Raw genomic sequence first — 18,031 nt, forward strand, 5'->3', positions numbered from 1 at the left:
CGGCATAGCCAGATCGGAAATGAAATTTCCGTTTGTCTCTGCGCTCACCTTTCACCATCTTTGACAAAAGTCACTAAAAATTGGAGCCCTATGGAAAAAGAGATCGTATTATATCGTACATTCGATTCTCCGGTCGAAGCGAATATCGTAAAAGATGTATTGGAGACAAACGGAGTTCCATGTTTTTTGTCCAACGAGATATTTTCGAGCGTCTTGCCTTTGACAAATTCGGAGGTGGGGGCCATCAGGTTGAATGTCTTTGCCGAAGACGTGGAGAAGGCCGATACTATTTTAAGTACGACACAACTTCCTGAATCGGAAAAGTAGCAGGGTCTGAGTAACCTGTTTCGTTTTTTCAATACCCATAAAAATCGAAACAGCTTTTATGCCGCTTGTTTTATCGGTTTCGAATTATTCCCGGATAGTTCGGACGAAAAGGTTTGTTTAATTTTGAATCCGGTAAAGGCGATAATGATAGACATTAGCGGGCTTAGCAGATTGAAAAAGCAATAAGGCAGATAAGTGAGGGTGCTTACTCCGAGAACGGTCGCTTGTGTCATTCCGCAAGAGTTCCACGGAATCAATACCGATGTTACAGTGACCGAATCTTCCACGGTGCGGCTGAGGAGCCGGCTTTCCAATCCCCTATTCTTATATAGTTCTTTGAAGAGGTTTCCGGTCAGTATGATGGACAGGTATTGGTCGGCCGTACAAGTGTTGAAAAAAAGTCCGGAGGCGACAGTGGAGCATACGGCACTTTTCGGTTTACGGACGAAACGGACGAAAACGTCGGTAATGCTACGGATCATACCGCTTGCCGACATGACACCACCGAAACACATGGCGCATATAATGAGCCAAATGGTATCCATCATGCCTCGCATTCCCCGGGTGGCGACGAGCGCATCGATTTCGGGTTGTCCGGTCGATAAAGAGGTGCTACCGAATACGGAAGTCATCAAGGCTTTGAATCCGGTAGTGAAGTCTAGGGTTTCACCTTGTGCGATTTGCAGGAGAATATGAGGTTGGAAGATGAGTATGCATATTCCTGCAATGACCGAGGATATAAACAGTGTGATAATGGTGGGAAGTTTTATGAGTATAAGGATTCCTGTAATGACAGGAACGAGGAGAAGCCAGGGCGATAAATTGAATTTTTGCGCTAATGTATCGGCAAACAGGGCTGTTTGTTCGTGAGCGACATTTCCCTTTAAGAATCCGGCAATCGTAAAAATTATCAGCGTAATGATTATCGAGGGTACTGTCGTGACGAGCATATAGCGTATGTGAGTGAAAAGTTTCGTTCCGGTGGTGGACGAAGCGAGCACCGTCGTATCGGAGAGCGGAGAGATTTTATCACCGAAATAAGCCCCCGAAATGATAGCGCCGGCAATCCACCCAGCTTCGAATCCTTGTGCCTTTCCTATCCCGAGCAAGGCGACGCCGATGGTGGCGATGGTTGTCCAAGAGCTCCCGGTAATGACGGAAACGATGGCGCAGATGAGACAGCAAGATGCCAAGAATATCTGAGGTGTGAGCGTGTGTAACCCGTAGTATATGAGCGTGGGAACTACGCCACTGAGCATCCATGTGCCGGAAATGGCTCCGATGAGTAGTAAGATGATGATGGCCGGTGTCACTTTCTTTATGTTTTTAGCCATGCCTTCTTCGAGAGAACTCCATTTATAATTGTATTTTATCATGGCTATGCCTACACATACGGACGAAGCGATCAGAAGCGATACTTGGCTTCCTCCTAAAAGGGCATCTCCACCGAAGATAGGGATAACCATAGCCAACAGTGCGACAAGAACGAACAATGGAATCAGTGAAATAACGGGAGTGGGTATTTTGCTTTTTTCGTCCATATTATTTTTCTTTTTATTCGAGCTTGCAAAGGTAATCATAATGCATATATATTACCTTTATTTTCTTCTATTTTTGAATAAATAAACAGTAATTATTGTATGTATAAATATTTATTCATTTTTGAATAAAAAAGAGGATTGTCGGTATTCTACTTTTTCGACGGTATGTAGATTGGAATGCTTTGTTTGGAGAGAAGTGTAAAAATCGAGCGGAAATTCAGAAATTGAATCGAAGTCCGGCTTGCAGATTGATGTTAAAGGGTTTTTCTTTACGAATAGTCGAAATGTCCGATCCATCGTCGAAGTAATAGACGATACCGGGCTCGGCATAGAGGCTTATATGCGACGCCAGTTTGAAAGAGATTCCGGCCGATGCCGATACGGACCACTGCAATTGGTTTATATGCAGAGTCTCGTCGTTGGAAAACGGCGGACGATTGTTCATTTCGTATTGTGCGGAGAGTTCTCCGTGAACACATTTTTCCAACATTCCGCCTCCCGATAGGTAGAGATTGAAATAGCGCTTTTTTAAGAAATTCCAGTTTAGTTTTAACGGTATTCCCAAATAGTGTAGTTGCTGGTTTTGTGTATAGTATGCAGCTCCTCCGGCAGTCAAGTTGGACGAAAGATAGGTATATACAAGTCCCGTTTCTAATGCCAGTCGATTGTTCAGTTCTTTCTGGACTGTAATTCCAACCGATACGGGAAAGTGGTGTTTAATGTCTGTTTTGGGTTGGCTATTGATATTTTGCAGCATGATATGTTGGTAGGGTGTTGTTACCGGCCCTTCGGAGTTCGAAAGATTTTTTTCGGAAGGGAGACTTGCCATTTCGGCAGAGGCATAAGGGGCTAAATTGCTGAATCCATTTCGATTGTCGGCTGACGCGATTAGGTTATTCCCCAGAGATACGCCCAAAGACCAAGTGCTTTTAGGTTTGGTTTGTGTATGCGTATGTATGGTTGTCGTGTTGGTATTCTCGTTTCTCGATGGAAACAAGCTAGTCTGTGCGTTGTCTCGTTTTTTCTCCGGAGTTGATTTTTCCGGTTCGGAAGATTCCCGTTGTTCGATGTGTCGCGATTCGTTTATTTGAGATGGCGTATGGTTTTCCACATCGGTACGGTCGGGTGTTTGCGGTGCTCGTATCGGTTTATAAGATTGGGCTATTATATCGAGTGGTTCCTGTTTTATCGAGGGTACAGTATTTTGCATTCGAGATACTTCCATTTGCTCCGAGCCGGATATTTTTGTTTGAAGCGGGAGATTATTTAAGTCGGTAGTCGGACGGAGGAATTGTAACCCGATAAAAGTACATAACAAAAGTGTAATACAAGCGGCTGCCCACCAAATGGTTCTTTTCCGAAGGGGGATACGACGTGGAGCGAGCTCTTTGGAAAGTTCTTCCCAAACTTCTGGCGGAGGAGTAACCGAATATTCATCGAGCTGCTCTTTCCAGCTGTCTGTCCAATTTTTAGTTTTATCCGTTTTCATATTGTGCCCAATATTGTTTAACTCGATTCATCAATATCGTTCGTGCCCGATGTAATTGTGATGAGGAGCTTTTTTCGTTTATATGAAGCAGGTTTGCAATTTCTTTATGTGATTTGTTCTCGAATGTGAACAGATTGAATACCGTGCGGTATCCGTCCGGCAATTCCGAAATGAATCGAAGAAGCGTTTCCTGAGGTATGTTTTTTACGATTTTGTCGTCGTCTTCATTTTCCGGGTCGGCTATTTCGGGAGCGGTTTCGATGTCGAGCTCGATATGTTGTGTTTGCTTGCGAATCGCTTCTAATGCTGTATTTACCATAATACGGCTCAACCATGCTTTTAATGAGCCTTCGCCTCGGTAGAAAAATTTATCCAAAGAGGTAAAGGCTTTAAGGAACCCGTCATGTAAAAGATCTTTGGCGAAATCTCTGTTCCCGGAGTAACGGATACAAAGTGCGAACATTTCACCGGCATAGCGTTGATACAGCTCGTTCTGTGCCGTCATATCTTTCCGCTTGCAACACTCTACCAGCTCTGCTTCGTTCATTTTTTGATGATTCCTGTTATTTATTAAATGTAACGATGTAAAAATACTGCATGATAGGTGATAGAAAAATTGTTTTTAACTCTTTAACAAAATTCGGTGCAGTATTTTTGAATGGTTTACGTTTACCTCATAAAAGTGGATAAATTAAAAAACAGACGAATATGAAAATGAAAAAGTTTTTATTGGTAGGATTATTAGGTGTTGTGACATTGTGCGGGCTGTCGTCTTGTGACGATGATGACGATGGCGGATACGTTCCGTTTTCCTATGCGGTGGGCGATATGGTCGTAAAAGACGGGAGTGAGCCATATATCCAGTTGGATAGTAAGCAAACACTTTTCCCGTCGAATGGCAGTCGTTTGCCTAATTATTTGTTGAAAGATGGAAAACGGGTAATCGTGAACTTCTCTTTTCTCGAAGGACAGCGGGAGGGATATGATTATTATATTCTTATCAATGATATAGATTCTGTGTTGGTTAAGAATGTTATTCCCATCACTCCTGAAACGACCGATAGTATCGGTAACGATCCTGTGAATGTGTTGGATATGTGGACGAGCGATAAGTATCTGACGGTTCAGTTTGAAATGCGAGGTCTTGGTCGCGAGAAACACATGATTAATTTGGTTAGGAATTATTCTTTATCTCCTAATCCCGATGGAGACGGTTATTTACAGTTGGAGTTGCGTCATAATCGTTTGAATGATCCTGAGATAGACCATATTTTATGGGGGGTGGCTTCGTTTAGATTGGATGATTTGAAACTGGAAAATCCCGATTTGAAAGGGTTGAAAATAAAAGTGCGTAGTCCTTATGGAACGGAAGTTCGTACTTGTGATTTCGAGAAGGAGGATTCAGGAGAGGATGCAATTTCTGGAACTCAGGAGAAGAGTGTTTCTACTTATGTCCGATAGAAATTGATAGTTAAGTAAATAGGTGTTGATTGCCGGGAGCAGAATGGATATTTTGCTTCCGGTTTTTTATTGTGAAATAAGGGCTTATAAGTTTTTTGGATAGGTACAAAAAAAAATTGATTGTCTCACGACAACCAATCTTTGTTAACCTTAAATCTAATACCATGAAAAACACATTGCAAATATAGGGGTAAATATGTTCTCAAACATAATATTTAGACAATAATTTTCTTGGATTTAATTTGTTTTAACTAATGTAAATCGATTTGGTCGTAAATGTATACGGTCTTTAACATTTTGGCGAGACTGTAAACAAATATTCGCTGTTCCCGGATATTTCCTTATATTAGAATGAGATAGAAATAATTCAAAAAGGGGAAAAGGATTTGTTTGTTTTATCCTTTTCACATTTTTCGTTTGTGGTATCGGACGAGTTTGTTAAAGATGGACTGTATTCGGTATATCCAAATAAATTTGTTTCTGCACTTGGTTTACATTATCTTTGTCATAACGAAGATAGGATGTGGTTCGACATAGCTAATTCGGAAATGAGATCCCCGTTTGCCTCTGCGCTCACCTTTCACTATCTTTGTCTATTGTTGTACGAGTGGTAAGAATTAAAATAGGTATTAGATTAATACCCGATTAAATGAAAAATAAATGAAGGTTGCCGATTTGATAAAGAATAGCGGGAGTACAGGATTTTCATTTGAAATATTGCCTCCATTAAAGGGTAGCAGTATCGAGAAATCTTTTAAAGCGATAGACACGCTACGGGAATTTGCGCCGTTATATATTAATATAACCACACATCGCAGTGAATTGGTTTATAAGGATACCCCCGATGGGTTGTTTCGCCGGGTCTCGGAACGTAGTCGTCCCGGTACAGTAGCGGTAGCGGCAGCTATAAAAAATAAATATCAGATACCCACTGTTCCTCATCTCATATGCAGTGGCTTTACAGCTCTCGAAACAGAATATGCTTTAATAGATTTGAATTTTTTGGGGATATGCGATTTGCTTATTTTGAGAGGTGATAAGGCTAAGCATGAGAATCGATTTATCGCTGCTTCCGGTGGATATGAACATGCTATTGAATTGGAGCAGCAGGTGAATCGTTTTAATGAGGGTTATTTCATAGATGGCACTCGAATGGATTTGGTCAGTACAAGGCAATTTTCATACGGAGTGGCGGGTTATCCCGAGAAACATGACGAATCTCCTAATCCCGACGAGGATATGAAATGGTTGAAGGCAAAGGTGGATGCAGGAGCCGACTATATAGTTACCCAGATGTTTTTCGATAACGAAAAGTTTTTCTCGTTTGTAGACCGTTGTCGGGCAGCAGGGATTACCGTACCCATTGTCCCGGGATTGAAACCTATCTCGAAGGCTTCGCAATTGACATTGTTACCTCGTGTATTTCACGTAGATATACCCGATATGCTGGTTCGGGAGATTGTTAAGTGTAAAGACGATTCGCAGGTTAAGCAGGTAGGGATAGATTGGTGTACAGCTCAATCGCTCGAATTGAAAGCGAAGGGAGTACCCAGTATTCACTATTATTCGCTTATGGCGGTCGATAGTGTTTATCAAGTGGCGAAGTCGGTTTATTAACGGAGGGATCGCGCGATGTTTTTTAAAGACGTTATCGGACAGGAGGAGGTAAAGCGAAGACTTTTACGTTCGGTTGACAATGATCATGTGGCTCATGCCCAGTTGCTTTGTGGACCGGAGGGTGTCGGTAAATTTGCTATGGCTATGGCTTATGCCCGGTATATACATTGCACGAATCGTCAGAATGGGGATGCTTGCGGTGTATGTCCGTCTTGCCGGCAACATACGGCTTTGACTCACCCGGATTTGCATTTTGTATTCCCGATGGTCAAAGTGGATAAGAAGAAGCGGATATGTGACGATTATTTGCCCGAATGGACTGAGTTTTTGAAGGAGAATACCTATTTCGGGATCGATTCATGGTTGAGGTATATTAATGCCGATAACAAGCAGGCCGTAATTTATGGAGAAGAGAGTGAAAGTATTTTGCGGAAGATGTCTTTAAAGAGTTATGAATCTCCGTATAAAATAATGATTATATGGCTGCCGGAACGCATGAACGACACTTGCTCCAATAAATTGCTGAAATTGCTGGAAGAGCCTTTTCCCGGTAGTGTGTTTTTGTTAGTCAGCAATAATCCCGATAGAGTGCTGGGGACTATACGTTCGCGTTCACAGCTTATCGAGATTCGCTCTTTGTCCACGTCGGTTATAGCCGAGGCGTTGCAACGCCGGTATGGGATAACGGAGCAGGATGCTATTTCGGTGGCCCATGTCGCAGAGGGTAATTATTTGAAGGCTTGTGAGGCTCTTCAATTGAATGAGGAGAATAAGTTGTTTTTCGATTATTTTGTACAGGTCATGCGTTTGGCCTATGCTCGGAAAATAAAGGACTTGAAGATATGGAGCGAAGAAGTGGCCGATTTGGGGCGCGAGCGTTTGCGCCGATTTCTTTCCTATGCCCAACGAATGATACGTGAGAATTACATCTATAATTTGCATGTTCCTGCATTAACCTATATGAATCGGGAAGAGGCTCAATTTTCTTCGCGTTTCGCTCCGTTTATTCATGAACGTAATGTACAGGCTATCATGAAACATTTGAGCGATGCCGAAAATGATGTCGGGCAGAATGCTAATGCCAAGATTGTTCTTTTCGATCTATCTATAAAACTTATTATGCTGTTGAAAAGCTGATGAGGAGTCGAGATGTGAAATGAATGTAGAAGAATTTAGGGAATATTGTCTTTCGTTGAAGGGTGTGGAAGAGAAGATGCCTTTCGTGAATGTTGCCGACCGATATAGCCGTGATGTTTTGTGTTTCTATGTGGGCGATAAATGGTTTTGTTTTGTGAATGTCGAAGTGTTCGATTTTTGTTGTATTAAATGCGACCCGGTGGAATCGGGCGAATTGCAGGCTTGTTATGTGGGAGTAAAGCCGGGGTGGCATATGAATAAAAGACATTGGATTAGCGTTTACTTTAATCGAGATGTTTCGGACGAGATGGTCAGGAAGTTAGTGAAGAAATCTTATGATATGGTTGTCAAGCGTTTGAATCGTAAGGAGCGGGAAAGACTATTATAGAGAGATATGTCTATTTTTTTGAAAAAACAGGTCTTTTTCTATTGAAAAAATATTATCTTTGCCGTCCCGGATAGAAAACACCGGGAAACTACCACTGGGGCTGACCGGTTTTGACAGCGGGTAGAAGTGGTGGGTAAGCATGCAGAGCGTTGTTGCCCCGCTCTATAATATCAGACAACAAAAATTTAACTGGCGAAAATAACTACGCTCTTGCTGCTTAATCGAAGTACAGTAGATTAGCTTAATCTCCGCAACAGTTGTGGAGACAAGACATCACCCGGTTGCTGTTGTTCCGAAGCGTTCCGAAACGGTGGTGCAATAATATCGGAAATAGTCAGAGGCCAGTTTCGAGCTGATGATGAAAATTTAGAAACTAAGGTGCAGATTGGTGGCTTCGGTCTTGTCTGTACCCGACAATCAAAGCGAAGATAAGCATGTAGAAAGCTCATTAGTTCCTCGTTTGGACGAGGGTTCGAATCCCTCCAGCTCCACGATATATATTGTTTTTCAATAAGTTGCTGATTAGTGGTATTAAAAGTGGCACTATCTGTTTTACTTTTAATATCTTTTTTCATAAGATTCTGAAATGGTATTGTTTGATTGTATCTTAATATTGTGAAAAATAAAAGAGCGATGGCTGGTAAAAAAGCAAACAAGAAACAGGTGCACCCACATCTTTCGGGAGTACAAAAAGCCGTAGTGTCTTTTGCCAATATGTTTGAGAAAAACTGTCGTATAAATCGAGAGGCGCAACGAGTCTTTAAAAGAAAAACACCTCAAAAAGTCAGGACTTTACTTTATGGAAAAAGAGGTAGGAGGATTGAAGAGCGTTTCTTCTGTGTTGTCTGTGGAAGTTCTTATGGGGAGGGGTGGAGATATAAATTGGAGGAGGATACCTATTTGTATTTGTGTTCTCGGTGTAAAGAGGTCGTTCGGCCACAGTTGACGGTAAAAGCCATATATTCATCGAATTTCGAAGTTCAAAGAAAAAAGCATTGAGGTTAGTTATTGTAGTGGATAGCCGATAAGTTTACTATAAAAAAAGAATCCATATATGTATATGGATTCTTTTTTACATTATCCCAATTCTTATTTCACTCGTTCATAATAGGGGAGACGATCGAGGGGGACATCTATCTCTATTTTTTTCGGACCCTTGAATGTTTTTCCTTGATCGTCGCGCCATGTGCCTTTGGGAAGATTAACGGTACGATGAGTGCCTTCGGTAATCATGGGGGCTATCATATATTTGTCACCGAGCATGAACTGATCTTTGCATTCGGTGAATCCGCTATGTGGAAAACTGTATTCCATGTGGCGCAAGATAGGCTCTCCGGTCTCGGCAGCATGACGGGCACATTCATAAATGTAGTCGCCCATCGTGTGATGTAGCTGTGCGTATCGTGCACAGATTTCCATATTCTCACGATTGAGGATTCGCCACGGGGCAACTGAAAATTGCATCATGGGCATGAGGGCATGGACTTGGCATGATCGTACAATGAGTTCTTGGTTAAATTCGTCTTCTTTAATATCGAGAAAAGAGGAAAATTGCCCACCTCCGATCATATCGGGACAGGCATAGGGATAACCGAGCATACCGCAAATTGCCATGTTGGGTATAAGCATGGATACGGCATACCACGAATAGTCTTTGTCTCCTATGCGTTGCACTAATGGCAGGCCTCCGGTTTTCCAAGCGGCTCGAAATTCATTGAAAGGGTAGGAAAGTCCCAGTTCGGCCCATCGTTGGGAGAAAATGTTTTGGTCGGCATTCTTGTCGTAGTAGTCGTACTCTCCGTTAGCCAAGATGGCTATATCGCCTGCGTCGAATTTGAACCCGTCGATCCCGTATTTTCCCATACATTCGTTTAGGGTTTGTTTTAGTGATTCGACAGCTGCCGGATTGGTCATGTCGTAGCATGCACTATATCCGTTCCACCAATTTACAACGGCAGGTGTTCCATTTTTGTTTTTCAGGAGAAATCCTTTGTCTGCCAAATCTCTGAACTCGGGAGAATCGGCCGATACAAAGGGTGAAATCCAAAGCATGACTTTGAATCCGAGCCGGTGCAATTCGTCTGTCATGGCACGGGCATCGGGGAATTTTTCTGCTTTAAATTCGAAGTTCCCATAATAGCGTTGCCAGTTGTCATCGATCATCAAGATTCCTTTGGGGAATCCGTTTTCGATGATGTTATGAGCGTAGTTCAGAATGTCTTCTTGATTTTGATTATACATGAGTTCTATCCATGTATTGTATTGTGGTTCTTTAAAAAAGAGTGCTGGCGGAGTTTTTCCGTTTGCCGGGAAATGTGTTTTTGAGGCATGAAGATAGGCATCACGAAGGTTTTTCCCAGCGGTTGTCACTTGTGGGGATTCATGATCTGATTCGATAACGAGTGTGTCGTTTACCAAGCGGAAACGGAAAGGTTCGTCATTCCATACATAACGTCCTTGCGAAGATAGGAGCAGGGGAGAGGTTTCGTTATTAAAATTGACTTTTGCCAAATCATAGAGGGGGGTATTCGATGCAAAGGGCATTTCGTTACCTATTCCTACGAAGCAGCCCCACCATTTTTCATTATTGATGGGTGCAATGTGTTTGGTGTATGGTTGGGCTTGTAGAAGAAAAAATGAACCCAGAAGGAAAGTGAGTAATGATATTTTTTTCATGATAAAATATATTAATGTGTGCACGAATCTACAAAATTTTCATGAATCGGCAAAAGACTTTATTTCTACTCTTTATGTTTGAGGTAGGGGAGATATGGGTAGGAATAATGTCGTGGTATAAAGCGAAGTCGTGAAATATTCTTTTTAGTTTTGTTTTGTTCATTTCTTTGGTTAAAAAACAAGAGAGGTAATGCATGATTTGCAGCATCACCTCTCTTTATGTGGTTTATTTCTCTTATAGATTTTTATTTCTTGATAAATTTCATGGCTTTGTCTGTATTACCCATCGTTATTTTAACGATATAACAACCTTTCGCCAAATCGGCTATATTTACAGGGGCTTCTTCTGTAACTTTAACCAATTTGCCAGTCAAATCATATATGGCAATGGTAGCATTTTCGTCGATACCGCTTACGTAAAGTATTCCGGTTTGGTAGTAGAGTGATATAGACTTTATGCTTTCTTTGTCTATGCCTACAATCGTTCCGAATGTTATGTTATAAGTATGGTTGCTGTCTATGGCTCCTATTTCGTAAATATTGTTACTAATTTGGTCTAACAGCGATTCTCCATTGGAAGAAGTGAAAGTTTCTATCTTATAATTTTCTTCGGGGATAAAAGTTAGTTTGACAAATGTGTTGTTTAGAATTTCGGAACCACTGGCATATACATTACTTTCGTCGTCGGAGATGGTGACAGAACCATTTCCGGTAATATTGCAAGTAACTCTCCATGTCGGTATTTTCGAGAACACAGCACATATTGTCATATTATCGGAAATTGCGTTTACTGTATATATGTTTTCTGCAAGTTCGTCTATCTTTTCTTCTTCGTTCACGAGGAATGACGTTAATTCATATCCTTCGTTTACGGTTACTTTGAAAGTTAGCTTTGATCCTCGTATAATTTCGGAACCGAATGCGGTCGCTTCTTCGGCATCATTAACGAACATTTCGACGTTACCACCGGTTGCGGTTGTATTGGTTACGATTACTTTATTGGAGAATACCACTGTTACTTCTGTGTCGTCTTCGATGACAAAAGTCGTTCCGCTATTTACTTCGCCATTTACCAATACTTGCGATAATACATATCCTTCTTCCGGTTCGGCTATGACTGTCAATGCGCTGAACTGGTCTACCTCTCCACTTGTTACTTCTTCATTTTTAGCATTAACTACTTTGAATGTTCCCCCTTCGGTGGGTTGAGTGATGGTGAGATTATTGGTCGGGAATGTATGACCGGCTACGATTTGTACTTGAATAAAGTCGCAAGTATAAACTTCTGCGCCCCAGTGGGGAGCACCAGTATGTACCTCGGTTGTACCTTCTACTACACCGGCGGGACAGCTACCGAATGTTCCTTTGTTTTCCAATTCGGCTTCCGAATCATTTTCGATTTTGTAATAGGCCACTAATTCTTCGGGCATATTCTCCTGGTCGTAACCGCCGCGAATGGATTCTTTTACTTCTTTTTCGGTCAATGTTTTGGACCATACCTGAACTTCGTCTACATAGCAGGAGAATCCACCGTTCCCCACGAAGAATACACACTCGTCTTGTAATAGACCTATACCATGCCCTTCTCGTTCTCCACCTTCTACAATTGTTCCTAAATCGCCGGTTCCTAATAATTTTCCGTTTTTGTATAGTTTGATTTCTTTATTGGAATCATCGACTGTCACGGTAATAAATGCCCATTCATCAGCGGTCAAGGTTGCTTCGGTCGTTACATCGGCTATTCCCGGACAGTTACCTTTGTCTTCCCATGCACGGGCTTTCAATTTTAGGACTCCGTTTTCGAGTACAACACCAAATGTTCCTACGGCTCCATAGTAAGGTGCTTGTCCGTGTCCCATTACTTGCCCATTTGTGCTGACTGTTTTCACCCAAGCGGACATTGTGAAATTACGGGCACGATGGTCTGAACCTGTTATATTACCGTTATTCCATGAATTATTCTCTCCGTTTATGTGTTCGCCTAATACTTTATCATCAAAACGGAATTGGTATTTATTATTACCACTTATTGCAGGGACTAGTACGGCTTTGGGGCCTTCGATTTGGAATGAGACTGTGACAGTCGTATTTTCGTTCACCGTGTAATTATCTCCGTTGGTGAAATCGGATCCGTTTACTTGGAGGGAGAGAATTTCATAACCGGGATCGGCAGTAGCCGTAATTGTCAATACCGTGCCTTCTTTTATACCAGTATTCTCTCCTGTGGTAAGAGGCTCGGAACCGTTCATTACGCTTAGTTGTCCATTTTCTACCAGAGTCGGTAGCGTAACCGTGTAATAAGTAATATCGGTCAAGTTGACAATGATAGTCGTGTTTTCTGTTACCGTGAAAATGTATGATCCGTTTTCTTCTGCTTCGGCTGGTTGCTCGTTAATCAGTACGGATTCTATCTTCTTGTTTTCTGGCAATGAATTGAATGTTATGGTTAATTCTGTGCCAGAGGCTATCGATTCTAAGTTCTCGATAACTTCTTCTCCTGCTGTAATTTGATAATCTACTCCTTCGTCGACGGTAATTGTTACTTTATGCATAACGATTTCGACAAATGAAACAGTAATAGTTGCATCTTCCGTTACAGTATATGTCCCACCGTTTTCAATCGGTTGTCCGTTGATATTCAAGGATTCCAAACGATAATTATCGGCCGGTGTCGCCGTTATGGTTAAAGTAGTCCCCGATGTTACGGTATTTTCTCCTGCCGAAAGAGGGCTTTCGCCGTTCATTACGCTTAAAGTGCCATTAGTTATTTCAGTGGGTAGTGTTACTGTGTAGTTACTAGGAGTTGGTCTTCCTTTGGTAAGAGAGGGAACGGCTTCTGTATAGTTGGTGATACTGATATATCCACCATCACTGTTTGTTTGTCCTCCGGTGAGATTATAGAATGTAGCCTTTGTATTTACTTGGTCAGATTCGGTTACTTTGTTGGTAAAAGAACTGCCTTCTTCAATTGTATTGAAGTCATACCAAACCGTCAGTCCCGATATATTTTGGGGGTTGCTGTAAGCTTGCTTGACATCATTTGAGTTTAATGCTCGGTCGAAAAATTGGAATTCGTCACAGAATCCGGAAAATCCAGCGCCCCCTACAAAGAAAATACAAGGGTCGTCTCCGAAAAGTTCTAACTGTTGAGTATTGTTTTTCGTGGCTACGAGAGTACCATCTTTATATACACTTACCGAAAAGTCGCTGTTGTCATAGACAAGTGTAAGATAAGTCCATGTATCCAGATCTACCGAGGTTTCTAAAACCGAAGTTACTTTGTTGCTTGCACCTGATATGATTTTAAGAACACCTGTTTCGGTAGTAGCTAAAACTAAACTACCGTTGTAATTCATATGTACTCTAGGACCGTGTCCCATGATTACATTTCCTTTACTGCCCGAATTGTTTGTATATTGGTCCATATTTATCCATGCAGATATAGTAAAGGATTTTCCGGACCGGTCTGTTTCACCTCCATTTCTGTCTCCTAAGATTGTTTCGGGGATTTCCAAACGGTAACCCGATGTAGGAGAACTAAAAGAGAGCTGAGGAATAGTGATCGCTTTGTTCTCTTCGGCATAGCTATTAAGAAAAGGCAGAAGAGTAAACAATAAAGTGAATAACATGTAGTGTTTTTTCATGATAAACAAATATTTAATTAAACAAAAAGTAATTCTGAAAATTGAATGATATGTTTTTATTTTTTCATGATATGTATATACATATTTTTGAGCATTTTTTATGCGCTATATAATATTAACCTTAAATCGAGGGTTATCCCTAGTGAAAAAGTGAATTTTTTTTATTTTTTTTGAGAAAGTAGAAAATGAATACGATAAGAATCGTGCAGGTGAGATGTTCTTAGGAGCTTTTTATCGTGTTAAGAGAACTATTATAGACCGATTGGCGATTGTTTGGCCATGTTACTCCCCCTCTCCCCCCTGTGTTTTGCTGCGCAAAATATAGGGGCGGTTTCCTCTGGACGGAGGGGTAGAAAATACAGGGGGAGGTGATAAGAGCTTGGTCATCTCTCCCTGTGCTCATCGCAGATGAGATAGGGAGAGTGCCCGATAGTGTTATGGGGCACGACAAGGGAGGAGTTCTAAAATATCTCCGATAATGAAAACTGAAATATCCCGTAGTATTACGGAGAACAGTGTTCGCAATAGGGGAGAGAATATACATGAACGATCCCTGTTAATTAACGACTGAGCCGTTAAAATACTTTTGGGAAGAAGAAAAATAAAAACGGAGTATCCAGTGAGGGATACTCCGTTTCAATATGCTGTCTAAAATATTTATTCAGCATTTTCGGATGCAGGAGCTTCTGCAACGGCATTAGCTTCTTCTTCGGCTTTTGCAGCGGCTTCGGCTTCTGCCTTAGCGGCAGCCTCGGCTGCTTTTTTAGCAGCGACAACTTCGGCTTTTGCTTTGTTCTTTTCGGTTTCTTCTTCTAGACGTTTTTTAGCAGCAGCGTCTTTTGCGGCAGAAACTTTGGCTTTCTCAGCGTCAATAGCCGATTTTTTGTTCTTCAACCATGCTTCGAAGCGTTGTTCTGCAACCTCTTCGGTAAAAGCACCTTTTTTTACACCGCCCAATAAATGTTTTTTCATCAATACACCTTCTTTGGAAAGGATATTACGTACAGTGTCGGTGGGTTGAGCACCGGTTGTCAGCCAATACAAAGCTCTTTCGAAATTCAAATTTATTGTAGCAGGATTAGTGTTCGGATTATAAGAACCTATCCTTTCAATAAACTTACCATCACGTGGTGCCCTGCTATCGGCGATTACAATTTGGTAAAATGCGTAGTCTTTGTGACCAAAGCGTTGTAATCTGATTTTTGTTGCCATTTGAAATTTTTTAATTGGTTATTATTTGCATTAGCGGCGCAAAGATAGTATTTCTTTTTGAACCGTGCAAATAGGCATGCGCCTAATTTTTTTGAGTATGAGATTATTTCGTCTCGGATAGCAAAACGTCTTGCCATAACTCGGCATTGAATCCGACCAAGACCTGTGAGTCTGTTACGAGAAGGGGACGTTTGATTAGTTTTCCATCGGAAGCCAATAGTTCTATCAGTTCTTTTTCGGGAATTGTACTAATACGGTTTTTCAAATTTAGTTCTCTATATTTTTGTCCGCTCGTATTGAAGAATTTTTGTAAGGGTAAATTGCTGTGGGTTATCCATTCGGTTAGTTCCCCGACAGTGGGCGGTGTTTCGACGATGTGCTTCGATTCTATATCAATGTCGTGATCTTTTAGCCATTTTGCCGCTTTTTTACAAGTGCTGCACGAGGGGTATTGAAAAAATAAAATTTTCATAGGTATTTGTTTTTAGAAATAATTTTTGAATGACAAAGATAGCGAAAGGTGAGTGCAGAGGCAAACGGAAATTTTATTTCCGAATGGACTATGCCGAACCGCATCTCATCTTCGTATTTACAAATGTACAAAAAGGCATTGTTAATGCTTCTTTTTTATTTTCGCTATAATAATATTATAATTTATCTTTGCCATACTATCACTTTTTATAAGTTAAAAATAAAAAATGGCTTATACCCCGACAAAGTTGGTTGGGATATTGTTTTGGCTCTCGATGTGTGATTTTAGATGAACTGCTTTTAATAACTGTGCTATATTATGAAACCTTTGTATCAAGAACTTCCTTTTGCCGTCGATAATTATATCAATTTCTATCGGGAAGATTTGCCCCATTTTATCGTGCCGTGGCATTATCACCCCGAAATAGAAATCATGTGTATTGAAAAAGGGTGGGGCACTCGTTTTGTAGGTGATCATATCGGAGGATATGAAGAGGGCGATGTTTGTATGATGGGTCCTCAGTTGCCGCATGAGTGGAGAAACGATAAAGAATTTTTCGACTCGGATTCTGGTTTAAGGGCGACTTGTCATTGTGTTTATTTTCGTAAAGAGTTGTTTGAGGGTATATTGATACGATTGCCTGAGATGGCAAATATTCGTGAGTTAATAGAACGTTCGAGGCGGGGAATAAAATTTACCGGTGAATCGCGTGAACGGATCGCTCGATATATTCGACGCACGTTTAATCAAAATGGAATCGAGCGAGTAACTAATTTGCTCACACTTTTGGAAATGATGGCAGAAGCCGACGAATATGAAATTTTAGCGAGCGTAGGTTTTACCCAGTCGGTCAATTCTTCGGATTTTGAGCGATTCAATAAAGTTTATCGTTTTTTGGTGAAAAATTTTAATAAGCCGATTAAACTTGAAGAGGTGGCTGCTGTTGCCGGACTAACTCCTACTGCTTTTTGTCGATATTTTAAGGAACGTACGAAAAAGACTTTTGTACAGTATTTGAATGATATGCGTATAGGGCATGCCAAGAAATTTTTGATAGAAGGCAAAATGAAAATTTCGACTTTGAGTATGGAGGTCGGATTTAATAATTTGTCGAATTTTATAGAGCAGTTTAAGAAGTCAACCAACATGCTTCCTTCTGAATACCAAGAAAAATATGGGGTGAAAAAGAAGAAGGCGATTTGACCTTTTTAATAGCTTTTTATATAGATTATTTATGAGGACTGGGAAGTCTTTCTTGTAATTGATATTGACTTTTTGATACGTTGAGTACTACTCGATTATAAAAAGTGTTTTTTAATTTGTTTTTTATGTATCGCTTAAAAACCTCCAAAAAAGCTTCCTAATAGATATAGAATATTATCATTTTTATGCTCCTCTAATCGGTATTTGGTAAAATACCAAAATTATCGGCAAATATAGTGAATAGAGCAGGCCAATTGTCACTCTATCTTTGCCATATCGATAATAACATGAAAAATAATGGAGAATATGGAAATTGTATTTCCCCGATTATTCTTTGCGGGGAACCGATTATTGGGAGAGAGAGTCGAGAATGTGAGCCGTACTCTGGGAGATTTGCGTGGTATTTTTGCCGATGTCGATGCTTTTTCTCGTATGCCGCAGAATATACTGGCTTATGAGGTGAGTAGTTTTTTGCCGGAACAGGAGGGTACTCCCGGCGGATTATATTTCGGGATTACTTATTTGCATCCGGGAAAAGTGGGAAACGAGTACTTCATGACTAAGGGACATTTCCATGCGAATATCGATCGGGCGGAATTTTATTGGGGGCTTGAAGGAGAGGGCATGTTGATTTTGATGGACCAGTTGCGTCGAGTGTGGGCCGAACGGGTTTTTCCCGGGAGCCTACATTATATACCGGGTGGTGTGGCTCACCGTATGGCAAATACGGGAAATACTTTATTTTCTTTTGCAGCTTGTTGGCCGTCTGATGCAGGGCATAATTATCGGGAAATTGCCGATCATGGCTTTGCAGCCAGATTGTTGGAGGTCGATGGGAAGCCTCAATTGATAGGAGTATAAGGT

15 protein-coding genes and 1 other RNA gene are annotated in these 18,031 nt (G+C 41.1%); 9 read left to right on the top strand and 7 right to left on the bottom strand.

Translation table 11 applies throughout. From position 1 onward, the window contains the following. Positions 1 to 90 precede the first annotated feature (90 nt). Entirely contained in the window at positions 91 to 327 is a 237-nt protein-coding gene (locus HMPREF9448_RS05275) for a putative signal transducing protein (RefSeq protein ID WP_008861561.1), read from the top strand. Between the two features lie 56 nt (positions 328 to 383). Here HMPREF9448_RS05275 and nhaC read toward each other — a convergent pair whose 3' ends face one another. The 3 genes from nhaC to HMPREF9448_RS05290 all read right to left on the bottom strand — a co-directional run bounded on the left by nhaC (position 384) and on the right by HMPREF9448_RS05290 (position 3,904). Then, complete coding sequence (gene nhaC, locus HMPREF9448_RS05280; protein ID WP_040296071.1) at positions 384 to 1,868, bottom strand: Na+/H+ antiporter NhaC; 1,485 nt, start codon at positions 1,866 to 1,868, stop codon at positions 384 to 386. A gap of 217 nt (positions 1,869 to 2,085) precedes the next feature. Continuing rightward, a complete protein-coding gene (locus tag HMPREF9448_RS14145) occupies positions 2,086 to 3,357 on the bottom strand; it encodes a porin family protein (RefSeq protein WP_008861563.1) in 1,272 nt (423 codons plus the stop codon). Continuing rightward, positions 3,344 to 3,904 carry an RNA polymerase sigma factor gene (locus HMPREF9448_RS05290; RefSeq protein ID WP_008861564.1) on the bottom strand — a complete coding sequence of 187 codons (561 nt, stop codon included), beginning with the start codon at positions 3,902 to 3,904 and terminating at the stop codon, positions 3,344 to 3,346. The genes HMPREF9448_RS14145 and HMPREF9448_RS05290 overlap by 14 nt, the downstream gene beginning before the upstream one ends. Before the next feature lie 161 nt (positions 3,905 to 4,065). On the opposite strand from HMPREF9448_RS05290, the gene HMPREF9448_RS05295 reads away from it, so the two are divergent. From HMPREF9448_RS05295 to HMPREF9448_RS05315, 6 genes are all read left to right on the top strand, one after another. Beyond that, positions 4,066 to 4,818 carry a NigD1/NigD2 family lipoprotein gene (locus HMPREF9448_RS05295; RefSeq protein ID WP_008861566.1) on the top strand — a complete coding sequence of 251 codons (753 nt, stop codon included), beginning with the start codon at positions 4,066 to 4,068 and terminating at the stop codon, positions 4,816 to 4,818. A gap of 660 nt (positions 4,819 to 5,478) precedes the next feature. After that, on the top strand, positions 5,479 to 6,435 hold the full coding sequence (metF, locus tag HMPREF9448_RS05300) for a methylenetetrahydrofolate reductase [NAD(P)H] (RefSeq protein WP_008861567.1): 957 nt from the start codon (positions 5,479 to 5,481) through the stop codon (positions 6,433 to 6,435). A gap of 15 nt (positions 6,436 to 6,450) precedes the next feature. Further along, positions 6,451 to 7,572, top strand: coding sequence for a DNA polymerase III subunit (locus HMPREF9448_RS05305; RefSeq protein WP_008861568.1), 1,122 nt, complete (start codon positions 6,451 to 6,453; stop codon positions 7,570 to 7,572). Between the two features lie 19 nt (positions 7,573 to 7,591). Next, positions 7,592 to 7,960 (top strand): MmcQ/YjbR family DNA-binding protein, encoded by a 369-nt coding sequence (locus HMPREF9448_RS05310; protein WP_008861569.1) that lies wholly within the window; start codon positions 7,592 to 7,594, stop codon positions 7,958 to 7,960. A gap of 96 nt (positions 7,961 to 8,056) precedes the next feature. Further along, positions 8,057 to 8,454: a transfer-messenger RNA gene (ssrA, locus tag HMPREF9448_RS14385) on the top strand. A gap of 139 nt (positions 8,455 to 8,593) precedes the next feature. Then, a complete protein-coding gene (locus HMPREF9448_RS05315) occupies positions 8,594 to 8,959 on the top strand; it encodes a hypothetical protein (RefSeq protein WP_008861570.1) in 366 nt (121 codons plus the stop codon). Positions 8,960 to 9,049: 90 nt separating this feature from the next. Here HMPREF9448_RS05315 and HMPREF9448_RS05320 read toward each other — a convergent pair whose 3' ends face one another. From HMPREF9448_RS05320 to HMPREF9448_RS05335, 4 genes are all read right to left on the bottom strand, one after another. Continuing rightward, positions 9,050 to 10,636: a glycoside hydrolase family 31 protein gene (locus HMPREF9448_RS05320; protein ID WP_008861571.1), complete on the bottom strand. Its 1,587-nt coding sequence runs from the start codon at positions 10,634 to 10,636 to the stop codon at positions 9,050 to 9,052. Between the two features lie 245 nt (positions 10,637 to 10,881). Then, on the bottom strand, positions 10,882 to 14,280 hold the full coding sequence (locus HMPREF9448_RS05325; RefSeq protein ID WP_008861573.1) for a LamG-like jellyroll fold domain-containing protein: 3,399 nt from the start codon (positions 14,278 to 14,280) through the stop codon (positions 10,882 to 10,884). 657 nt (positions 14,281 to 14,937) lie between these two features. Continuing rightward, positions 14,938 to 15,492: a 30S ribosomal protein S16 gene (locus tag HMPREF9448_RS05330; RefSeq protein ID WP_008861575.1), complete on the bottom strand. Its 555-nt coding sequence runs from the start codon at positions 15,490 to 15,492 to the stop codon at positions 14,938 to 14,940. Positions 15,493 to 15,595: 103 nt separating this feature from the next. Next, entirely contained in the window at positions 15,596 to 15,964 is a 369-nt protein-coding gene (locus HMPREF9448_RS05335; protein WP_008861576.1) for an arsenate reductase family protein, read from the bottom strand. Between the two features lie 318 nt (positions 15,965 to 16,282). Between HMPREF9448_RS05335 and HMPREF9448_RS05345 the strand changes: the two genes are divergently transcribed. Together HMPREF9448_RS05345 and HMPREF9448_RS05350 are read left to right on the top strand one after the other, a co-directional pair. Further along, positions 16,283 to 17,167 (top strand): AraC family transcriptional regulator, encoded by an 885-nt coding sequence (locus tag HMPREF9448_RS05345; protein ID WP_008861579.1) that lies wholly within the window; start codon positions 16,283 to 16,285, stop codon positions 17,165 to 17,167. A 297-nt stretch (positions 17,168 to 17,464) separates the two neighbouring features. Beyond that, positions 17,465 to 18,028: a glucose-6-phosphate isomerase family protein gene (locus HMPREF9448_RS05350; RefSeq protein ID WP_008861580.1), complete on the top strand. Its 564-nt coding sequence runs from the start codon at positions 17,465 to 17,467 to the stop codon at positions 18,026 to 18,028. The last annotated feature ends 3 nt before the right edge of the window (positions 18,029 to 18,031 follow it).

The sequence above is a fragment of the Barnesiella intestinihominis YIT 11860 genome (assembly GCF_000296465.1).
GTDB lineage: Bacteria > Bacteroidota > Bacteroidia > Bacteroidales > Barnesiellaceae > Barnesiella > Barnesiella intestinihominis.